We start from the raw sequence: 21,047 nt of genomic DNA, 5'->3' as shown, positions 1-21,047 counted from the left end.
ATTAATTGAATTGGTATTAATTACGAATTACGAATTACGAACTACGAATTATACAGTGAAGCATCCTAGACGGAAGAGAAAACTTCTATCTAGGATGCTTCACAATAAAAAATTGTTGCTGATACAACAATTATGGACAAAATGTGATATTTAGACTAGAGCTATCAGCTAGCAGAAACGGTTAAAGTGCCAGGTTTCTGAAGATCACCTTGCAAAACCACACCTCGCTGATTGGCATGGATATGACGCAAAATTTTGTAAATTTCCTCAACTTGCTCTGATGCGCCGGCTTTTTCGGCAAGTTCCTCAAGAGAAATGGGATTTTTTTCTTTTTGTAGGACTGCTACCACTCGTGTTTGCAAATCGAGAATGGAAGCGGCTGCTTTTTTGCCAGCTTCTACCCCTGGCTGATGGTAAGCGTTGACATTAACTAAGCTAGCGTATAAACCAACAGCGCGTTCATACAAAGCAATTAATGCCCCTACAGTTCGGGGGTTAACTTGGGGAATGGTGACTGTAATGGAATCGCGGTGATTTTCATAAAGCGCTTGTCGGGTTCCTTGGAGAAAACCGGAAAGATAATCGCCTGATGTAACTCCCGGATCTATTTCAGTGGATGGGCCCTGACGATCTTCCAACACTTCGATGAAGGTAGCAAAGAAATTCGCTACACCCTCACGCAACTGCTGAACGTAAGCGTGTTGATCTGTTGAGCCTTTATTGCCATAAACGGCGATGCCTTGATGGACAACTTTGCCGTCTAAGTCTTTTTCCTTGCCCAAGGATTCCATCACTAGCTGTTGCAAATAGCGACTGAATAAAAATAAGCTGTCCTTGTAAGGTAGGACAACCATATCTTTTTCGCCCTTTCCGTTACCTGCAAAGTACCAAGACAAAGCAAGCAAGGCTGCTGGGTTATTTTTCACATCTGGGACGCGGGTAGCGTCATCCATTTCTTTTGCACCATCTAGCATGGCGCGAACATCAATCCCTTGCAATGCGGCTGGTACTAGCCCCACAGCAGACATTTCTGAGGTGCGTCCTCCTACCCAGTCATACATGGGAAATCTGGCCAGCCAGCCTTCGTCTTTAGCCAATTTATCGAGGTTGCTATCAACGCTGGTAATTGCTACCGCATATTGAGCAAAATCCAAATTGTGTCCGGCATAAGCTTTTTTAACTTCAATCATGCCGTTGCGAGGTTCCGGTGTTCCCCCAGATTTGGAGATCACCAATACCAAAGTGCTGGCGAGGGTATTTCGCAGATGATTGATAACGCGATCGATACCTGCTGGATCGTTGTTATCGATAAAGTGAAGTTTCAGGGGCGGGAAATCAGGAGCGAGAGCTTCCGCGACAAATTGGGGGCCGAGGGCGGAACCACCAATGCCAATGGAGATAATATCCGTGAAGCGGCTTGCTCTGGGAGGATGAATAGCACCTGTTTGGACTTTTTCCGCAAAGGCTTCGATTAGTTCTAGGGTTTGGACTATTTCTTGTGTAAGTTCTGGAGCTGGCGCTAAATCAGGATTTCGCAGCCAGTAATGTCCAACCATGCGGTTCTCATCGGGATTTGCGATCGCACCCTTCTCCAGTTGAGCCATATCCGCAAACGCCTTGTCAAACTTCGGCCGCAACGAATCCACAAAGGCATCATCAAACCGCATTCGACTGATGTCTAAGTACAGTCCCAATCCCTCGTGGAAATATAACCAGTTTTGGTATCGTTGCCAAAGTGCCCTAGCATCCATAGGGAAATCTCAAATAAAGTGTTTTCTCAAAAACCAGTTTAATGTAAGGTTATAGCGATCCCTGCCTAGCCTTATACAGTTTACAGTTTTAAGTGTTCGCTTGACTCTTCACTTTAAACATCTGGCATAGGGATGACACGCAGAAATTTCACAATTTCACCCCTAATTTCTATACCAATCAGGTAATTGTCTAGGGTGAAGCGGTGAAAAATGCCTTCACCATCAAGCTGTCGCAGTTCTTTTAAATCAGTCAGTTGCCACTTTTGGGCTAACTCAATAAACACAAAATCATGTACCCGCTCGTAGGCGGCAGGTTCTAAATTTTTCAGGTCTAGTAAAAAAGACCTTGCATAGCGCATTTCCAGACTCACTAGGCGTTACCTTAACCAAAACTTGAGGGACACCAAAAGAGTGCTGCTGAATCAGAAAAACATCAACAGTCTTACTGCTTCTTCATGGGTTAAGATATCCCACGGTTGCTGCGATCGCTTAACTTGTTGTATCGCTTTAAGCATATAAAAGTCACAATGTAAAGCTTCGAGAACATCCCAAATGTCTTGCAAATCGTCATCGGCTAACTGCTCGATTAAGTGATGCATTCTCAGTCGCAGCAAATTCATACGTCAACTATTCCCTACCAGCAAACACCAACAATAAATAGTATTCCCACAAAATTAGCTACGCTCAAGCTACGCTAAAATTTATTCGCTTAGTGAGTGGGAGTGGGGAGTAGGGAGTAGGGAGTGGGGAGTAGGGAGTAGGGGGACGATCGGGAGCGCGTGGTGGAGGGTTGGAGTGGTTGACTATCTCATTTTCTTAGCAATTTCTACAGCACTTTTTGCTCTATTCGGTCTGGGACTCAATTTACAGTGGGGCTTTACGGGGTTAATTAACTTTGGTCATATTGCTTTCATGACCCTGGGAGCATATACAACGGTATTATTAAGCTTAAAGGGCGTACCCCTACTAATATCGGCACTGGCTGGGGCAATTGTCGCCGCCTTGTTGGGTTTGATAATTGGTTTTGCAACTCTCCGCTTACGGGAAGATTATCTAGGAATTGTCACCATTGGTACAGGCGAATTAATTCGTTTAGTAGTAAATAACCAGGAATTACCTGTGGGTGACACCTGGATTTCTGGGGCGTTTGGTGTGCAAAGTTATCCCATACCCTTATCTACAGAGCCGAGTTTGTTTGTAAGATTCGTGATGATTGGGTTGTTAACGCTGCTAGCTGCTGTAACTTTTTTTTCGTTATGGCGATGGATTCGTATTACTCAAATATCTCGGACTACTGATTTAGGCAAAAGGACAACTAGTAAACAAGAATTTATATCCCGCTTGGTTGTGGGAATTGTGTTAGCAGCTTTGGCAGCAGCGATTTATGTTTCTGGGGTAATCGGACTGTATAATTACAACCCAAAAGCGGGTTTAATGCTGGTGTTGCTGTTGGTTTTAGCATTTGTATACTGGCGCTTAGAAATTTTGGTGCGATCGCCTTGGGGTAGAATTCTCAAAGCTATCCGTGAAGATGAAGAAATTCCCAAAGCACTGGGAAAAAATGTCTTTTGGTATAAATTACAATCATTAATGTTAGGGGGTGCGATCGCAGGTATCGCTGGTGCTTTCTTTGCTTGGCAACTGTCCGCCATTTACCCTGATAATTTTCAACCACAGATCACCTTTGACACTTGGATCATGGTGATTTTAGGCGGTTCTGGCAATAACGTTGGCACAATCTTAGGGGCGGTAATTTTCTTTGCTTACGATGCGCTGACGCGGGAAGTCTTACCCAGAATCGTTACCCTTGATGAAGCACGTTTGGGCGCATTTCGGATCATGGTAATCGGACTAATTTTGATGGTACTGATGATTTGGCGTCCTCAAGGTATCTTAGGGAAAAAGGAGGAACTTACCCTTGGTAAATAACCAGTCATCGCCACTTCCCCTTTTGGTAGCCACTGGACTTTCTAAAAGCTTTGGTGGTGTCAAAGCAGTTAATGAGGCAAGAATCGAAGTTGCTAAAGGCAGTATTACGGGCTTGATTGGCCCCAATGGTGCTGGTAAAACCACTTTGTTTAACTTACTCTCAAACTTCATTCGCCCAGATAAGGGACGAGTAATTTTTGATGGTGAACCGATTCAAAACTTGCAACCATACCAAATCGCCCAGCAGGGAGTAATCCGTACTTTTCAGGTTGCACGCACTCTCTCGCGGTTGTCGGTGTTAGAAAATATGCTGCTGGCGGCGCAAAAACAAACTGGTGAAAATTTTTGGCAAGTACAATTGCAACCGCACATTGTTGCTAAGGAAGAAAAGCAACTGCAAGAACGGGCAATGTTTTTATTAGAATCAGTGGGCTTGGCAAAAAAAGCACACGATTACGCTGGTTGCTTGTCTGGTGGACAACGTAAGCTGCTGGAAATGGGACGGGCGCTGATGACTAATCCCAAGTTAATTTTGTTGGATGAACCGGCTGCTGGCGTGAATCCGAAACTGATTGATGATATTTGCGATCGCATTATCACTTGGAACCGCCAAGATGGGATGACCTTTTTGATTATCGAACACAATATGGATGTTGTTATGTCCTTGTGCGATCGCGTTTGGGTACTTGCCGAAGGACAGAATTTAGCTGATGGGACACCAGCAGAGATTCAGAGTAATCCCAAAGTTCTAGAAGCTTATTTGGGAAAATAGAGTGTGATTGACTTTCTGTTTATGCAATGTATTTAGCGATCGGACTTTGGACAAATAAAAGTACATGAATACTGTTACTTGTTCAAAGTCAAATTTAACACTATTAATAGTGCTTAGATTAGAGTAAATATTATGGGTATTACAGCTAGCTATAAACGCATTACACCACAAAAATTTGCAGAAATTCAGAATGCTCCTGAAGCGGCAGCATCTTTCTTTAAGCTTGATTTAGATAATTTAGTTTTTGATTTTAGTAATCCACAGGTAATGATTGCCAAACTACAAGATCGGCGACGCAATGAACATTACTTCAGGCTTGAAGATTGGCACGCACTACATTTTCTTCTCACTGGAGAGTCAAGTTTGGAAGGTGATACCCAAACATTGCCACCTCTTTCTAATGTAGTCATGGGAGGTACGCCGACGCAGTTTGAAGCGACTTACGGATTTGTACGGTATCTCACACTTGAAGAGGTTCGAGATGTTGCAGATGCCTTAAGTCAAATTTCTGTTGAAGAATTGAAGAGTCGATTTAATTCTAGCGTGTTTAATGCAGCAGAAATATACCCAAATCCTAGCCCTGGAGGATGGGATGAAGAAGAGATAGAACCGTTGTTTGAGCTATATCCACAATTGGTAGAATTTTTTCAGAATGCTGCTAAAGAAGGTGATATTGTTTTGCTGTCATCTGATTGATTAATTTTTTCGGAAATTTGGCTTTTGTTAAAATCAAGTTGTATATCTCAGTAGAAAAAGTTTTTTATGTCAATGATGACAATCAAAGATTTAGAGCAAGTTCAAACCGCTTTTACCGAAGCAGGTTTAGATTACCAGCTGGAACTCGAAAATGGGAAAATTTCAGTCATAGGCCCGTCAGATATTTTATCCAGCGAAATCAGTAGTCGTCTCATCGCCTTTCTCTTTGCTTGGATAAATCCTCGTCGCTGGGGAAGAGTATTTGATTCTGCTGGCGGTTTCATCATGCCAGATACAAACCTCAAAGCACCCGATGTTTCCTTTGTTCGAGCTTCCCGACTTCTCCAAAGTCCTCGTTACTTTGGAGAACTTGTCCCTGACTTGGTGGTAGAAATTAAATCTCAGAGCGATAAAATTAAACTTATAGCAGCCAAAATTCTGAAATTTATAGAATTAGGAGCGATCGTCGGTATTCTGATTGACCCTGATGAAGAGACAGTTACAATTTATCGCTCTACAGGCGAACCGACAGTTTTAGAAAATGGCGAGATTTTAACTATACCAGAACTTTTTCCCGGTTGGGAATTGCCCGTTACTGAATTGTGGCCTCCTATCTTTACCGAGGAAGAAACACAAATTTAGTGAAGCTGATTTGGGAAAATAATTTGTGAGCTAAAAATATATTTTCAAATTAAAGCCACATATTCCCGACTTCTTAAAGAAGTCGGGGATCTTTTTCTTGCTTATCATGAAGGATTTAATTTTACCGTTACATTTTATAAAAATCTGGGAATATTAAGTTATGAAAGCTTGCACTATATATAGTGTTTTAGATACTTAAAGACTCACTTATGAAAAAGATTGTTCAGTCAACGATCATCAGCATTATCTTCTTTGGTATGTGCGGTTGTAACTCAGTCAAACCGACTGATTTAACAACTTCTAATCAAGTTACTAACCAAGCTGATTCTCAATCACAAAAAATTATCAAAATTGGTGGTTCTAGTTCAACAATCACAGTTTTAAAACTTTTAGCGCAAGCTTATCAATCTCAAAACAAAACTGTCAAAATTGAGTTTATCTCCAATAGTCAATCCGAAGGTACGATCGCAGCCTTAAAAAACGATATTATTGATATCGCTGGTAGCAGTCACAAACTCAAACCAGAAGAAGATAACGGAAAAATTCAATATCGTGAAATTGCACAAGATTTGTTACTTGTTGCCACTAATAATAGTGTTAAAGGTGTTAATAACCTCTCAACCAAGCAATTAAAAGCAATTTACAAAGGTGAAATCACAAATTGGCGAGAGTTAGGCGGTGCTGACGCAAATATTGTAGTATTGGATAGACCTGAAGACGAATCAGCGAAAAAATTATTGCGGAAATATTATTTGGGAACAGAGAAAACCACAACTAAAGCCGTGATTTTGAACAAAGAGGGAGAATTAATCGAAACCTTACAAAGTACTCCTAATTCTATCGGCGCCTTTTCTTTGGCTTATTCTCTCATCAATAAATCACCTGTCAATCATCTCAGTCTCAATGGTGTTGCTCCCAAATCGCAAAACTTCGCCAATGGTAAATATCAAATGGTGCGTCATATAGGTATCCTCTATGACAAAGTACCTTCCGCACCTACTCAGGGTTTTATTGATTTTATATTGAGCAAAGAAGGTGAAAAAGTACTACAAAATAATGGCTTTGTTCCGGCTAAATAAATGAACAATTCGTAATTCGTAATTCGTAATTACGAATTACGTTAGCGCAGCGGGGCGCAGACCATTACGAATTACGAATTAGTAATTATTGTTGAATGTGCCATGCAGAGATTTTTCAGGGGGCTGAAACTCAGCCAAAAAATTGTTCTACCGATGCTTGCAGTTTGCCTGAGCGTATTTATGCTGGGCTTAGTAGTGCTAGGAAATTGGTTTACCGATAGTTTACAGCAGAATTTTCACCAAGAAATAGAAAGTTTTGCTGAACGAGTTTATCAGGATTTTCAGTATGAACAGCAAACCCTAGAAACTCAAATCGAACTTATTGCTAATCGAGATATGCTAAATCAGGCTGTGGAACAGCGAGATCAAAGTTTGCTTTTGCAAGTATTGCTACCACTCAAATCTATATTGAAATTGGATTGGATTAAGGTAATTGATACTCAGGGTAATGTCCTCGTAGATTTACGAAATAATTCCTTAAGTCAAGCCAATCTCTTAGACGAAGTAGTTACCAGCACTGCCAGTAGAGGAGCGCATTTAGTCGATTTGGTAAATGTAGAAAGCAAGCAACAAGTTCTCGAAGTGGTAACAAATGGAATCAAATCATCAGCAGGACTTTTGGGAGGAATCATCATTGGTAACTTAGTAGACGATACCCTAATACAAAAAATTGCTGAGGGTTCCTCAAAACAACTGATTGTCCACAGACAAAATCGTGTAGTTGCAACAACCTTGTTGATAGCCAAAGATGGAACTTGGGAATTTCCTCATCCTAATTTACCTCCTAGACAAATCACTATTGATCACAAAAACTATTTAGCTAAAAGCATCATATTTAGAGGAGTAAGTCAATCTTTAACAACCACAGTATTGTATCCTACCTCGCTTCTAGAAGTTGCTCAATGGAAGTTATGGACGCATTTAGGATTGTTGTTTTTGTCAGGAAGCAGTATTGTGGCAGTTATTGGGTTTTTAATTGCACAGACTATTACTCGCCATCTGCAAGCTGTTACACAAGTAGCACAACGAGTCACCCAAGAATCTAATTTTGATCTGCAAGCTCCTGTAACGACTCAAGACGAGGTGGGAATCTTAGCTATTGCTTTTAACCAGTTAATTCAACAAGTAAAGCGACTATTAGTAGAACAATATGAGGCGAAACAAAAATTAGAGTTTTACAGCCAAACACTAGAAGAAAAAATAGAAGAACGAACCCAAGCACTACGACAAAAAAATATTGCTCTCAAGGATACTTTACAAGAACTCAGGCATACTCAGTCTCAATTAATCCAGAATGAAAAAATGTCTTCTTTGGGACAGTTGGTTGCTGGCATTGCTCATGAAATCAACAATCCAGTTAATTTTATCTACGGTAATCTTAAGCATACCGATGATTACACACAACAGTTATTGTGGTTACTTCAACTTTATCAAAAACATTATCCCTACCCAGAAACAGAAATTCAAAAAGCTAAAGAAGAAGCTGATATTGAATATTTAACAGAAGATTTGCCTAAAATGTTGACTTCCATGAAGATTGGAGCCAGTCGCATCCGGGAAATTGTCCTCAGTTTACGAATATTTTCTCGTTTGGATGAAGCCGAGTTTAAAACTGCTGATATCCATGAAGGGATTGACAGTACTCTATTAATTTTACAACACCGGATCAAATCCCAAAGTCATCGCCCTCAAATCACAGTGATTAAAGAGTACGCTGAAATCCCTAAAATTCAGTGCTTTGCAGGACAATTAAATCAAGTATTTATGAATATTTTGGCAAATGCTATTGATGCTTTAGAAGAGGCTTTTCAAAATGGGCTTTGTCCAGAACCAATAATTCGTATTTCTTCAGCGCAGGTGAATGAAAATGTCGTTATTCAGATTGCTGATAATGGCACAGGGATTCCAGAAGCAATCCAATCACATCTATTTGACCCTTTTTTCACTACAAAACCAGTTGGTAAAGGTACTGGTATGGGATTATCTATTAGCTACCAAATTATTACTGAAAAACATGGCGGCTCGTTACAGTGCATTTCATTACCGGGACAGGGTGCAGAGTTTGTAATTACAATCCCGATTCGATAGGTGATTTTGCAAAATAGCCAGGGATTGTAAATCCCTGTCTCATAGCTAAAGTCCTCTGAAGAGGACTAAAGAGCGCGAAAATTTTTAGTCTACTTCAGTAGACTTGAGCAATTAACTTCTAATTAGATATCTATCTAATTAGAACTATATAGGACTCATATTTGATTTCTGAAAAAACTCAGTACAACTAAGAAGCCTTCTTTCCTATTGTCTATTGCCTATTGCCTGTCTACGCAAATTCGTTCAGAAATCAAAGCGGATTCCTATATCTAATTGAAAAGCTCAGATCCCCAACTTCTCATAGAAATCGGGGATTTTTTTGTTCAGTTTAACTAAATTGTTCCTCTGCATCGAGGTTGAACAGCATTTGCAGAGTTTGCATACAGCGCCGTCTAGCTTCAACATCTTGCTGCGATCGCAATTGCACCATCGGGTCATGTAAAATTTTATTGACAATTCCCCGTGTTAATGCTTCAATCACCTCTTGATGTTTTTCCGCGAATTCCGAACCCAATCTCGACAAAGCTTTTTCTAACTCTTGTTCACGGATGGTTTCGACTTTATTTCGCAGACAGCTAATAGTGGTAACAGTTTCTAAACTGCGCCACCAAATATCAAAGGCTTCCACTTCTTCCTCTAAAAGTCGCTCGGCTTCTTGTGCAATCTTGCGACGGCTTTCGTAGTTTTGCGCTACTACTGCCTTCAAATCATCGACATTAAACGCTTGCACATTTTCTAGTTCATTCACATCCGCATGAACATTACGCGGCACAGAAATATCAAATAACATTAAAGAGCGCTGAACTTCTAAAACCATTTCCAATTTGGCACGGTCAAGTATTGGCTCTGTAGCAGAAGTACTTGTAAACACCAAATCACTATCGGCAATTACGCTCATCATTTCCGATAGCGGATGAATATTGATCGGTTGCTGAGGGAATTGCTTTGTTAATTCTAGGGCGCGATCGCGAGAGCGATTTACAATACTAATTTCCACAGCACCTTTAGAAATTAGGTGTTGCACCAGCAGCCGCGACATTTTACCAGCACCCAGAATTACTACTCTGCAAGCAGCTAAATTTGCTACTTTAATTTGTGCTAACTCCACAGCAGCCGAACTGATAGAGACAGCACCAGTACCAATACTAGTTTCAGTACGAACCCGCTTACCAGCTGTTAACGCTTGTTTAAATAATCGATTCAAAATGGTTTTTATACCACTATATTGCTGTCCCAGTTTGTGAGTAGTCTTCACCTGAGCCAGAATTTGACCTTCTCCAAGTACCAGACTATCTAAACCACCAGCTACCCGCATAACGTGCATTACTGCATCATCATGTAGCAACATAAATAAATGTTGTCGCAGAGAAAGCACGGGTAATTTACTGTATTCTGCAAGAAACTGCGTTACTTCCCGGATACCTTGGTCTGCTTCACTGGTGACAATGTAAATTTCCAGGCGGTTACAAGTGCTAAGAATTGCAACTTCGTCAATATGGGGATAGCTGGCCAGTTGAGCGATCGCACTTTCAATTTGTGGTTCTGGAATGCTCAGTTTTTCCCGGACTTCTACTGGGGCTGTTTTATGGCTTAACCCCACCACTGCTATATTCATTTGCTAAATTGTAGTTACTAGTTGGTAGTTGGCAATCTGGCATTAAGTAAGAATAGGGAATGGGGAATTTTTGTTTATTGGTTGATAGTTTTCTAACCAACCATTAATCACTAACTACTAACTACTAACTACTGTAAAGGTAAAGCATTTCGGTGATGATTTTTCCGTTTTATAGAAACATTTCTTTCCAAATGCTTTACCCTTACTTTTACCATTCCCCATTCCCTAAAAATTAGTTCAGTTGGAGAACTTTTGGTTCACCAAACAAGTGAATTGTATCAACAAATCGAGCAGTTTTAGACTGGTTAGAAATTACCAAGCTTTGAGTTCTTGCCCCGTCTTTGAAGAAACGTACACCTTGCATGAGATTACCACTGGTAATGCCGCTAGCCGCGAACAGAATAGTTTCACCAGATGCCAGTTCATGAGCATCATAGACCTTATCGGGGTCATTGATATTCATAGACTTTAAGCGATCGATGTTGGCTTCTCTGCTTTCTCCAATCAGACCTGTTTTGACTACAGCTGGATCGTAGATCAGTTGACCTTGGAAGTGTCCACCCAAAGCACGCATTGCTGCTGCTGAGATTACGCCTTCAGGAGCCGCACCGATACCCATCAGAGCGTGGATATTGGTTCCAGCAAAACCGCAGCTTATAGCTGCACCCACATCACCGTCTGAAATTAGGGCGACTCTCGCTCCAGCCTCACGGATTTCCTTAATTAAATCGTTGTGGCGTTCGCGCTTCATGACTACGACCACAAGTTCTTCAATACTCCGATCTAGACACTCAGAGAGAATCTTGAGGTTTTCTGTTGCTGACTTGTTGATGTCTACCTTGCCCTTAGCTGCGGGGGGTGCTGCTAACTTCTTCATGTAAAAGTCAGGAGCAGCAAATAATCCACCCTTTTCAGAAATTGCCAAGACAGCCATCGAACCAGGTTGTCCATAAGCTACCAAGTTGGTACCTTCACAGGGGTCAACGGCGATATCAATTTCAATTAATTCATCAGGGTTACAGACACTTTCGGCATTTGGTTGGGTACAGATACCAACTTCTTCCCCGATGTATAGCATAGGCGCGTCGTCACGTTCGCCTTCCCCAATCACAATGCGACCGCGCATGTGGATTTTATTCATCCGCTCCCGCATAGCTTCCACAGCTACCTGGTCAGCGATGTTTTTTTCGCCTTTGCCCATCCACTTTGCAGATGCGATCGCGGCTTGCTCTACTACTTCAATAATCTCTAAACCAAGTGTATTTTCCACAGAGTTTGCCCTCTCAGCTGCTTGAATTTGCGTCGTTTTATCTGCCTATTTCAGTTTTCAAGTCTACCAAAGGGCGGATACACGTGGAAGAAAGTTAAGTTTTACTGCTAACTCGTTAGAAAAGTGCCAGTTAAGACATCCTAATTTTTCACTCCTACAACTCCAGTATAAAACCTGTTTAAAAGTTACTAAGTTAAGAACTGGTACAAATATTTAGCAGTGTATATCCATAATGTTGCTTTTATTCAGGTCTATCTTTAGGTATAAAATAACAAACAAGAAAGCTAGTAGATTCACTAAAAACTGAAAAACGATACACAAAGTAAATATCTTGTCAAATTAAGAGGTTAATCGTGTTTATAGACTACATCACACTCATGTTGATCAATATGGTAGCTGGGTTATTTCTACTGGCTGACTATGTATATCGGGGTATAAATAGTTCTAATCAGAGGCAGTGGATTCCCGGTTTTGGGATTACAGGCGCGATCGCACTCACAACTGGTTTACACATGAGTTTTACCTGGCCTGTTACCGGTAGTTTTAACATTGCCTTCGGTGAAACAAGTGTTCTTTTTGGAATCTTGTTTGTAGCAGCTGCGATCGCACTCGCTCAAAATTGGGATTTATTGACAATAGCAGTTTATGGTTTTTTTGCTGGCGTAGTTGCGATCGTAGTCGGTATCCGCATCATCAACTTGAATATGACAAAGCAACCGCTTTTATCGGGAATCGGCTTTATTTTAACCGGGTTAGGTGGTGTTTTTGCAGCGCCAACTCTCTATTGGAAAACCAACCGAACTTGGCGGCTAATTGGTGTAGCAGTGCTGATAGTAGCCGCTCTAATTTGGGCATTGACTGGATATTTAGCTTATTGGAATCATTTAGAGGGTTTCCAAAAGTGGGTTCCAGCGCCGATGCGGTAAGCAATGTTCTAGGCTAGAGACATGGTTAAAACCTTGCTTAATAAAAATATGCTGGACTTTCTTAATCCCCTCTTAAATCGCCATCCAGAGCGAGTTAAAGCCAACGTCGAACTTTACACATGGGCAACTTGTCCTTACTGTATTCGTGCCAAAATATTGCTGTGGTGGAAAGGTGTAAACTTTACTGAATATAAAATCGACGGCGACGAAGCAGCCAGAGCTAAAATGGCAGAACGCGCTAACGGCCGCCGTACAGTACCACAAATTTTTATCAATAACCAGCACATTGGCGGCTGTGATGACCTATATCAGCTAGACACACAAAGTCAACTCGATCCCCTTTTAGCCCAAGCCGCTATTTAGTATTAAAGGAGGCAGAGGGCAAGAGGTTTTACCTCAGTTGGGGATTCAGACCCAATACAGTTCAGATAAGACCAAAACACTTGTAGAGACGGCGATTTATCGCGTCTCAAAAACCCACAATTTTGTACAATTAGCCCTTAAAATTTGGCGTTTTTGTTTTAAACCCTTGCTCTATGAGAAGTTGTGGCAGATAGCAAGAAGCAGTATTCCTTCTGCCCTCTGCCTTTCTTGATAAGAATATGCTAACTAAATACACAGAATATCTTATACATCAACAATGGATGAGTTATGCCCTAAAATTAGCAAAAACAGCAGGTGATGCAGGTGAAGTCCCTGTAGGTGCTGTTATCATTGATCCAACAGGCAAATTGCTGGCACAAGGAGAAAACAGAAAAGAACGCGACAAAGACCCTACTGCCCATGCGGAAATTCTCGCTCTCAAGAGAGCTGCAACAACTTTACAAAATTGGCATCTTAATGAATGCACACTCTATGTAACTCTTGAACCTTGCCCGATGTGCGCGGGTGCGATCGTCCAAGCGCGTCTAGGATTACTTGTATATGGAGTAGACGATACAAAAACTGGCGCAATTCGTACAGTTATTAACATACCCGACAGTACTGCTTCTAATCACCGTCTCCAAGTAATCGGAGGCATTCTAGAGTCAGCTTGTCGTCAGCAATTACAGACTTGGTTTGCCACTAAGCGGCGTAGGGTAAACTAACGGACAGAGGTAAAACTGTCCATCTAGTACGACACAAGTCACGCAAGAGAATCTACGGTGTAACTAATCAGGCTTTTCGTTAAATTTTTACCCGTCAATCAGCTGCATCCGTCATGATGGAATTTTACTCTTCATCCGATACCTGCCAGCACCCACCAGGAAATCCTCAGGTAGATCGTACTACCTCAAGGGTTTCTCCTTGGTTAAGTCCCCTGGCATATTTATTAGGGCGTCACTGCCTATTACCATTATTCTTTGGACAAATTAGAATAACCGGACAAAAAAATATCCCCACAACCGGGCCTGTGATCCTTGCGCCTACCCATCGGGCGCGTTGGGATGCGTTGCTTGTACCCTACGCTACTGCTTGTCTGAGAAAGCAAGACTTGCGGTTTATGGTGACTATTGACGAATGCCAAGGTTTGCAAGGCTGGTTTGTCCGACGCTTGGGGGGGTTTCCTGTGAATTCTAAGCATCCGTCAATTCGCACACTGCGACATGGAGTAGAGTTACTTCAGCAGCACAAAACCCTGGTAATCTTTCCAGAAGGTAATATTTTTCGCGATGGCCAAGTTCACCAGTTAAAGCCGGGAATTGCTCGTCTTGCTTTGAGTGCTGAATCTAGTTATTCCGGGCTGGGAGTGAAAATTATACCCATAGGTATTAATTACAGCCAACCCTATCCAAATTGGGGTACAGATGTAAGTATTGACATTGGCTCCCCAATCAGAGTGACGGATTACATGAGTGGCTGTATAAAACAAGATGCCAAAAGCATCACATCTGATTTGGCAAAGGCACTGCAACAATTAAGCCATCAAGAAACAAAAGTTACTAATCACGCATTTGCAGAAATTACTAATTCTTGATCTAGTTAAACATCAAGAGTTCCAAGACTGGCTCTTAAGCATTGACCATTAACCGTGCATGATTAAGAAACTGCACGTTTTCAAGGTTTGACACTAATTGTTAACTGCTATATCCATCCTGAATAAGTCACAAAAGATTAGTGATATTTTGTAACCTTTGAGGATGTATACATATATAGATTACTCTCTATCTACGCGATATTCAGCCAAATTGGCATTTTTTTGAGTAAATAGCTAAGAGTTGTCTGCAAACTATTGAATTGATTGATGATATATAGAGAATTAACGTGTTAACTCAGTCCACTGTGGGTATCGCTAATCACAACTATTTAAGTTAGTTACTATACAGGGGTAATGGGAACTCTATTAAACCGATTTTCAGTCCTAAATCAGAGATACTTAGGATGTAACTTTGCTTTGTCCAAGACCAAAACAGAGTTAAGATACCCGAAGTTTCCATAACTTGTTTATATAGTTGTCGCACTAATTGATCCCATGAACACTGCTGCCGCTGTTACCTTGATGCACCGTACTGTTTTATCAGTCATAGCAGTCCTTAGTCTGCTATCACCTGTGAATGCTCAGGTATCACAGTCACCAGGCACTACCAGCCAACCACAACCCATTGACCCCAACGATCCCAATAACCTCCGCCCCATAACCCAAAGTAACAGCCTTTTGAGCATTGAAGGTGGCGATCGCTTAGTAAAAGATGCAGAACAAGCCGTTTCTGCTCAAAACTACCCTTTAGCTGCTAAGAAACTGCAAGAAGCACGCCAAGTTTATAATCAGCTATCTAATTTTTATCAAGAGTTAAATTCTAGCTTTTCGGGAATTGACAATAGAGTTTCTGATTCTCAACGTCAAAAAGCTCTATTAACAGCCCAAAAGCGAGATGAAGCTACCTTTCAGCTAGCATTGGTACATCGCGCCCAAAATCAGCCAGAATTAGCTGTACCGTTGTTAGTTCAAATAATTAAGAGTCAAAATCCGACGCGGGATTTAGGCAAGAAAGCCTATAAACAGTTGTTTGAATTGGGTTTTGTTGATTCTCCCTATCCCAGAGAAGGTGGTACTTCATCTTCCTCATCCCCAAAAAAATAAATTAAATTGGCGTTGCCTGTTTTTCCTTATCTCCCCAACCAGTCGCCTGGGAATCCCCCAGTGCTAGGATAGAGCTATCTACCGTAGCCAAAAACTGAGCGTTCTCAAAAATACACCTCAGAGGCGTGTTTATCTACAGCCTTGCCAAAACCTAAAGTTGGCACAGGCATTTGCTCCATATCTGTTAATAATAGAAAAGTAAGTTTTTTCAGGAATTGCGATGATTAGTCCGCAGCAGGTTGAGGCAATGATCAAGGCGGAACTGCCAGACGCCCAGGTTCAGGTGCAAGACTTGACTGGTGGCGGTGACCACTATCAGGTGACAGTAGTTTCATCGCACTTTGCAGGTAAGGGACTAGTGCAACAGCACCAGTTAGTTTATGGTGCGTTGGGTCAAGCTATGTCAACTGAAGCAATTCATGCCTTGGCGGTAAAAACATACACTCCCGAAGCTTGGCAAGCAACAGCAAGTTCCTAAAGTTATGAGTTAGAAGTTAGGAGTTATGAATTTTTAACTCCTCACTCTTCACTCCTCACTCTACTAATGCAACATAGGAAACACAAGTACCATGACACCAGAACTCAAAGACAAAATTGATAACTTGCTACAACAGAACAAGATTTTAGTTTTCATGAAGGGAAACAAGTTAATGCCCCAATGTGGTTTCTCCAACAACGTTGTGCAGATTCTCAATACCTTGGGAGTTCCCTTTGAGACGATTGATGTTCTATCAGACTCTGAAATCCGTCAAGGTATTAAAGAATACTCTAACTGGCCGACAATTCCCCAAGTGTATATCAATGGTGAATTCGTTGGTGGTTCTGACATCTTGATTGAACTGTACCAGAAAGGTGAATTGCAACAAAAGGTAGAAGTAGCTCTAGCCTCGTAATCTCTGGTTAACAACATACCCTTTGGTTTGTTGTTAAATCTGTGCTTTGCAATCAAGGCAATGTATCGTTTTTAATGTCCTTGAAAGGGGAAATATATATACCTCCCCTTTCAAGGTTTTTTAATAGGTTTCTGATCAAAAGACTTGACCGAAATAACCAGAAAGCCCGTTTAGAACAAGATTTTAGAAATTATCTTGTTCCCAGTCAAAGACTAGGAATACCTAATGAGGCTACAGCCCACAATTACAGCTAGAAGCTAGAAACGAGGTTTTAAATGGGTTTCGGCTTAAGTTGACATCAATGACGAGATCCCCACCTCACAATAAATAATTGGATATTTTTTTATGAGGACTAAAGTCCCCACTACAAACCTTTAATTATTTACGCCCACTTACTTAGGTCAACAATCCCCTCAGTCGCATTGGCAAGACCAATATAGGGCTGAGGGGATGCGTTTTATCAATACAATAATTTCTCCAAATTTCACACCACAGCAACCCGTTGACCAATACAGATAATATGCTATAGTTATCTGCGGTAATTAACGGTTACTATCAATAACCAAGTAAATGGTACTTAGTAGTAATCGGGTTGTGGCTGTGGTTGCGGCACTGCAAAATTTGACCCATCGTACAAGTAGCGGCTGGCTTCCTCTTCTAGGCGATGAATCAGATATGGTTCAATGACGTTGCTATGTCGCAATGCGGCTAGATATCCATCCAAATACATCCGCATATCATCCGTGCGATAACCGCGATTCCATAACTCGGCGAAGGCGTCGGTGAGTCTTTGGTAATAGCGGATGGTTTGTGTGTCTTGGAGCATAACTGCTGTATTAATCTCTTTGGAATGAGAATTGTAAATGATTCACGCTCAAATGTGAAGTGTAATTTCACTTTGGCATCAACTCAAAGTCAACACATATACGTTTGATCAGTACCCTCCTAGCAGCTACAAGCTACTTTAATCCTATTCCAGAAAACATCGATTCTAGTGACTAGCTAAGTTATTTTTGTGATTTTCATGATCAACAGCCCAATTCTATTGGTGTTATATTCCTGGATAGGGGACGCTAGATTTTTGTGGAAAAAATCTACTTTCATCATCAGGTTAAAAAGCTGTTGTAGTAATGGTTAGCTGGTTGCATTATAAATATTTTCCACATTACACCTATCTAAAAACAGAATATTAAGCTAAAAGAACTTTTGATAAGTCTAACAAAACTTTCGATAAATTTAATAAAAATTTAACAATATTTCTAATCGCCTTTTAGCAAGGCATAAATTAAAGATATTGCCACTCTTTTTATGAGGAAATGTAAAGCTAATAGTAATTGAAGTAACAAAGGCTACAAAACCTTAGAGATGGGCTTGTTACTTTGAAAGTCATCAGACGCTAAGGGGTCTTGCCGCCGTGGGTTCGGTTTGTATAGAAATCATTGAGGGGAATCCCCATCTGAGGTCGTTGTTGGGTTGGCACTTGCAACAACTGGAATACCGTGTGCATCAAGCTGCCAGCATTTATCAAGCAAGGGAAGTATTTTTAAGCCATCAACCAACACTGGTAGTCTTAGATGCAGACCTGCCTGATGGTGATGGCATTGAGTTTTGTCGTTGGTTGCATCGTCAGCAACAGCCTCTAATCTTAATGCTATCTGCCCGTAATAGTGAAGCTGATATCGTTGCAGGTTTAAAGGCGGGTGCAGATGATTACTTGAGCAAACCTTTTGGGATGCAAGAGTTTTTGGCACGGGTAGAGGCACTGATTCGGCGGAAGCGCACACCTACTGCACCAGCTTACTTGGATTATGGCACTTTGCAAATCGATTTAGTTCAGCGTCGTGTCCGTTTCCAAGGGGAGTTCATTGACTTAACGCCCCAGGAATTCAGTTTGCTGTACGTTTTGGCACAAGCTGGGGGAGTACCTCTGAGTAGGTCGGAATTGCTGCGTCGTGCTTGGCCTGATGCTATCGATAACCCTCGTACCATTGATACTCATGTTTTGTCGCTGCGGAAAAAGGTTGAACTTGATCCCCGGCAACCCAATTTGATTCAAACTATCCGCAATGTTGGATACCGTTTTAACATGGAAATTTTGAATACTAATATTTCACAGTCACAAACAACAAAGTTAGCTAGAGAAAGATTTAGTAATCAACGTTCAACACTTAGTAGTAGTCAAGTGTGATGGAAATGGGGAGTGGGATATGAGGGAGATGAGGAAAATAACTTATGTCCAATGCCCAATACCCAATGCCCCATGCCCAATGACAATTGACTCATCCAAAATTTAAAATCCAAAATCGTCTTGCTCTGTTGCTTGAATCAGGCTTTTTCGTAATTCAATCCAGTCTATCTCTGAGGCTGTTTGATTTGCGAATAAATGACCTTGTTGCAGGTGTAATAACCGATTGCAAAACATCTGGGCTAGTTCCAGTTGGTGATTTACCATCAGAATTGTGGTTTGATGAGTTTGACTCAACTGGGTTAAGATTTGCATTAGATAAGTAGCCGTACCAGCATCTAGGGCAGAGGTTGGCTCGTCTAATAATAATATTTTAGGCTGGATGACTAAAGCACGAGCGATCGCTACTAGTTGTCGTTGTCCCGCAGAAAGTTGCACCTCTGTTCGCTCTAACCATTCATTGGGAATGTGCAGTTGGTCTGTCCAGTAATTGACTCGTTGCTGAATTGTCTGTTTGGGCAAACCACGCAAAACTAAAGGATAAGCCAAGGATTGCCCAACTGTCATCCCCAACAGTTTAGATTCTTGCAATACAAGTGTCACTATTTGGCGTAGCTGGATGACAGGAATTTGGCGATATTCTTGATTTTCGAGATAGAGTTTACCACTTGTGGGTTCAATTAGGCGGTTGATAAGGCGTAATAACGAAGTTTTTCCAGCGCCTACTGGGCCTACAATTACAATGCGATCGCTCTGGAATACCTCTAAGGAAATATCCTGCAATATGGGGTATCCCTGCTGATTGCCAGGAAGTTGGGTTTTCAGCTTTGTAAACAGATTAACTTGCTCTAGCCTGAGTGTGGCTTTTGCTGTGTTCAAGGGAGTGGGGAGTGGGGAGTGGGGAGTGGGGATAAAACAATACCCACACCCAATTTTAAGTTAATTGTGCAGTAGTTAATGCTGTAGCGATCGCCCAACCATCGACTAATAGTAGCAGCAGTGTGAATACTAGTAAAATCAGGTACATCCACGGCTGCGCTAAAGGGCGAACATCTGTGGTGTCAATGCTCGTTTTTGCTTGGACAATTTGCACCAAACGGGCAAATCCAGCTACACGCATCGGTAATAAATAAGCTTTCCCATCCTGGCTGAGGAAGTAATAAACTAGCCCTCCTTGTCCAGTGCTGCGGGGTTTTATCTCTTTGACTTGTGACCAAGGTAAATACCAGCCTTTACGAAAAAACCTCGGCACCCAGGCGGGGTAAGTAACCTGAATTCCCTCGTCATCTACCATTACTTGTTCAGTTAATACTGCGTACAAGGCAACAAAACCTATACCAATCCCTATCCACAATAATTCTGGAGGTACGGGTGCGGCTGTTACCTGCGATAAAAAAGGTAATGGGACTGTGAGTGCTATGTATAGACTTAGCAACGTTATCCGAATCAAAGGAGACAGACGAAAAATAGAAGCTGAGATATTGGCTGAGTTTGCTGTCACGGCTCAATTACAATGTTTTTCTTCATTGTAGGGTAGGTCTATGTTTTAGCTGGAGTGTTGCAAATAAGGTATGCCACTTTAATAATTCGTAATTCGTAATTTTTTAGGGTAAATACTTTTGTACTACAATCCAACCAGTAAGGGATACCCAGGCAAATCCTATAAATAGAATAATATTTACGCCGATGTGTAAGGGTCTAGCCCAAGGTCGTCTGACACTAATTTGTGTGGCGCTAAAAGCAGATAGTAAAACTAATGCTACGACTATTAACCCAGCAACTAAGTGTGACGAGTGTCCTAGTGAACCAAAGTGCCCCCAAGTGCCAACAATGCCAATTGCTAGCAACAGTAGCACTAAACTTACCATGCTGATGCCCATTGCATAGTGGAGCGATCGCACCCCTTTATTACCGCCCATAAATGGCGTGATAAAAGGAAATTGCTGCGAAGTTCTCGCCCGAAACATCCAAACGCCGGTGACTGCTAACATCAGATATGCCAGCAGGGACAACCCCATAGACCAGGCGGCTATTTTCCACAACCAAAGAAATGAAGGCAGATTCATAAGATTGATTGTAAATGAGAGTGGGGGGCAGGAGAGCAGAGGAGGATAATTAATGACAAATGACCAATAAATAT

Annotated in this window: 23 protein-coding genes; 14 read left to right on the top strand and 9 right to left on the bottom strand. The window is 41.5% G+C overall.

Annotated elements, in window-relative coordinates; genetic code table 11:
* Window positions 1-164 precede the first annotated feature (164 nt).
* The 3 genes from RRG12_RS06470 to RRG12_RS06460 form a co-directional block, all read right to left on the bottom strand.
* Window positions 165-1,751, bottom strand: a complete 1,587-nt coding sequence (locus RRG12_RS06470; RefSeq protein ID WP_069073155.1) for a glucose-6-phosphate isomerase — start codon at window positions 1,749-1,751, stop codon at window positions 165-167.
* A gap of 113 nt (window positions 1,752-1,864) precedes the next feature.
* The gene (locus RRG12_RS06465) at window positions 1,865-2,122 is read right to left on the bottom strand and encodes a cytotoxic translational repressor of toxin-antitoxin stability system (protein WP_069073154.1); all 258 of its coding nucleotides are present in this window, start codon (window positions 2,120-2,122) and stop codon (window positions 1,865-1,867) included.
* A gap of 51 nt (window positions 2,123-2,173) precedes the next feature.
* Window positions 2,174-2,371: a hypothetical protein gene (locus RRG12_RS06460; RefSeq protein WP_069073153.1), complete on the bottom strand. Its 198-nt coding sequence runs from the start codon at window positions 2,369-2,371 to the stop codon at window positions 2,174-2,176.
* 175 nt (window positions 2,372-2,546) lie between these two features.
* Between RRG12_RS06460 and RRG12_RS06455 the strand changes: the two genes are divergently transcribed.
* From RRG12_RS06455 to RRG12_RS06430, 6 genes are all read left to right on the top strand, one after another.
* Window positions 2,547-3,680 carry a branched-chain amino acid ABC transporter permease gene (locus tag RRG12_RS06455; RefSeq protein ID WP_069073152.1) on the top strand — a complete coding sequence of 378 codons (1,134 nt, stop codon included), beginning with the start codon at window positions 2,547-2,549 and terminating at the stop codon, window positions 3,678-3,680.
* Window positions 3,670-4,452, top strand: a complete 783-nt coding sequence (locus RRG12_RS06450) for an ABC transporter ATP-binding protein (RefSeq protein ID WP_069073151.1) — start codon at window positions 3,670-3,672, stop codon at window positions 4,450-4,452. Before RRG12_RS06455 ends, RRG12_RS06450 begins: the two co-directional genes overlap by 11 nt.
* Window positions 4,453-4,584: 132 nt before the next feature.
* Window positions 4,585-5,148 carry a YfbM family protein gene (locus RRG12_RS06445; RefSeq protein WP_420758721.1) on the top strand — a complete coding sequence of 188 codons (564 nt, stop codon included), beginning with the start codon at window positions 4,585-4,587 and terminating at the stop codon, window positions 5,146-5,148.
* A gap of 66 nt (window positions 5,149-5,214) precedes the next feature.
* On the top strand, window positions 5,215-5,790 hold the full coding sequence (locus RRG12_RS06440) for a Uma2 family endonuclease (protein ID WP_420758720.1): 576 nt from the start codon (window positions 5,215-5,217) through the stop codon (window positions 5,788-5,790).
* A gap of 209 nt (window positions 5,791-5,999) precedes the next feature.
* The gene (locus RRG12_RS06435; RefSeq protein ID WP_420758719.1) at window positions 6,000-6,869 is read left to right on the top strand and encodes a substrate-binding domain-containing protein; all 870 of its coding nucleotides are present in this window, start codon (window positions 6,000-6,002) and stop codon (window positions 6,867-6,869) included.
* Window positions 6,870-6,971: 102 nt separating this feature from the next.
* A complete protein-coding gene (locus RRG12_RS06430; RefSeq protein WP_420758718.1) occupies window positions 6,972-8,957 on the top strand; it encodes an ATP-binding protein in 1,986 nt (661 codons plus the stop codon).
* A 328-nt stretch (window positions 8,958-9,285) separates the two neighbouring features.
* Here RRG12_RS06430 and RRG12_RS06425 read toward each other — a convergent pair whose 3' ends face one another.
* Together RRG12_RS06425 and glpX are read right to left on the bottom strand one after the other, a co-directional pair.
* Window positions 9,286-10,572, bottom strand: coding sequence for a glutamyl-tRNA reductase (locus RRG12_RS06425; RefSeq protein ID WP_069070143.1), 1,287 nt, complete (start codon window positions 10,570-10,572; stop codon window positions 9,286-9,288).
* A 232-nt stretch (window positions 10,573-10,804) separates the two neighbouring features.
* Window positions 10,805-11,842, bottom strand: coding sequence for a class II fructose-bisphosphatase (gene glpX / locus RRG12_RS06420; protein ID WP_069070142.1), 1,038 nt, complete (start codon window positions 11,840-11,842; stop codon window positions 10,805-10,807).
* A gap of 353 nt (window positions 11,843-12,195) precedes the next feature.
* On the opposite strand from glpX, the gene RRG12_RS06415 reads away from it, so the two are divergent.
* From RRG12_RS06415 to grxD, 7 genes are all read left to right on the top strand, one after another.
* Entirely contained in the window at window positions 12,196-12,768 is a 573-nt protein-coding gene (locus RRG12_RS06415) for a DUF981 family protein (protein WP_420758717.1), read from the top strand.
* 48 nt (window positions 12,769-12,816) lie between these two features.
* Window positions 12,817-13,131: a glutaredoxin 3 gene (gene grxC, locus RRG12_RS06410; RefSeq protein WP_420758716.1), complete on the top strand. Its 315-nt coding sequence runs from the start codon at window positions 12,817-12,819 to the stop codon at window positions 13,129-13,131.
* Between the two features lie 239 nt (window positions 13,132-13,370).
* Window positions 13,371-13,856: a tRNA adenosine(34) deaminase TadA gene (gene tadA / locus RRG12_RS06405; protein WP_420758715.1), complete on the top strand. Its 486-nt coding sequence runs from the start codon at window positions 13,371-13,373 to the stop codon at window positions 13,854-13,856.
* 113 nt (window positions 13,857-13,969) lie between these two features.
* Window positions 13,970-14,725 (top strand): lysophospholipid acyltransferase family protein, encoded by a 756-nt coding sequence (locus tag RRG12_RS06400; protein ID WP_420758714.1) that lies wholly within the window; start codon window positions 13,970-13,972, stop codon window positions 14,723-14,725.
* 495 nt (window positions 14,726-15,220) lie between these two features.
* Window positions 15,221-15,829, top strand: coding sequence for a hypothetical protein (locus RRG12_RS06395; RefSeq protein WP_069070137.1), 609 nt, complete (start codon window positions 15,221-15,223; stop codon window positions 15,827-15,829).
* Between the two features lie 220 nt (window positions 15,830-16,049).
* Window positions 16,050-16,307, top strand: a complete 258-nt coding sequence (locus RRG12_RS06390) for a BolA family protein (protein ID WP_069070136.1) — start codon at window positions 16,050-16,052, stop codon at window positions 16,305-16,307.
* A gap of 91 nt (window positions 16,308-16,398) precedes the next feature.
* Entirely contained in the window at window positions 16,399-16,722 is a 324-nt protein-coding gene (grxD, locus tag RRG12_RS06385; protein WP_420758713.1) for a Grx4 family monothiol glutaredoxin, read from the top strand.
* Window positions 16,723-17,299: 577 nt separating this feature from the next.
* On the opposite strand, the gene RRG12_RS06380 is transcribed toward grxD, so the two are convergent.
* Complete coding sequence (locus RRG12_RS06380) at window positions 17,300-17,548, bottom strand: DUF6761 family protein (protein ID WP_069070134.1); 249 nt, start codon at window positions 17,546-17,548, stop codon at window positions 17,300-17,302.
* A 588-nt stretch (window positions 17,549-18,136) separates the two neighbouring features.
* Here RRG12_RS06380 and RRG12_RS06375 point away from each other — a divergent pair.
* On the top strand, window positions 18,137-18,910 hold the full coding sequence (locus RRG12_RS06375; protein ID WP_069070133.1) for a response regulator transcription factor: 774 nt from the start codon (window positions 18,137-18,139) through the stop codon (window positions 18,908-18,910).
* A gap of 102 nt (window positions 18,911-19,012) precedes the next feature.
* On the opposite strand, the gene RRG12_RS06370 is transcribed toward RRG12_RS06375, so the two are convergent.
* The 3 genes from RRG12_RS06370 to RRG12_RS06360 all read right to left on the bottom strand — a co-directional run bounded on the left by RRG12_RS06370 (window position 19,013) and on the right by RRG12_RS06360 (window position 20,973).
* A complete protein-coding gene (locus RRG12_RS06370; RefSeq protein ID WP_420758712.1) occupies window positions 19,013-19,786 on the bottom strand; it encodes an ABC transporter ATP-binding protein in 774 nt (257 codons plus the stop codon).
* 55 nt (window positions 19,787-19,841) lie between these two features.
* The gene (locus RRG12_RS06365) at window positions 19,842-20,408 is read right to left on the bottom strand and encodes a hypothetical protein (protein ID WP_420758711.1); all 567 of its coding nucleotides are present in this window, start codon (window positions 20,406-20,408) and stop codon (window positions 19,842-19,844) included.
* A gap of 103 nt (window positions 20,409-20,511) precedes the next feature.
* Window positions 20,512-20,973 carry a DUF4079 domain-containing protein gene (locus RRG12_RS06360; protein ID WP_069070131.1) on the bottom strand — a complete coding sequence of 154 codons (462 nt, stop codon included), beginning with the start codon at window positions 20,971-20,973 and terminating at the stop codon, window positions 20,512-20,514.
* Between the last annotated feature and the right edge of the window lie 74 nt (window positions 20,974-21,047).

Source organism: Nostoc sp. CALU 546 (genome assembly GCF_048836525.1).
The sequence above is the reverse complement of the archived record's forward strand: the minus strand, read 5'-3'. Positions and strand labels throughout refer to the sequence as shown.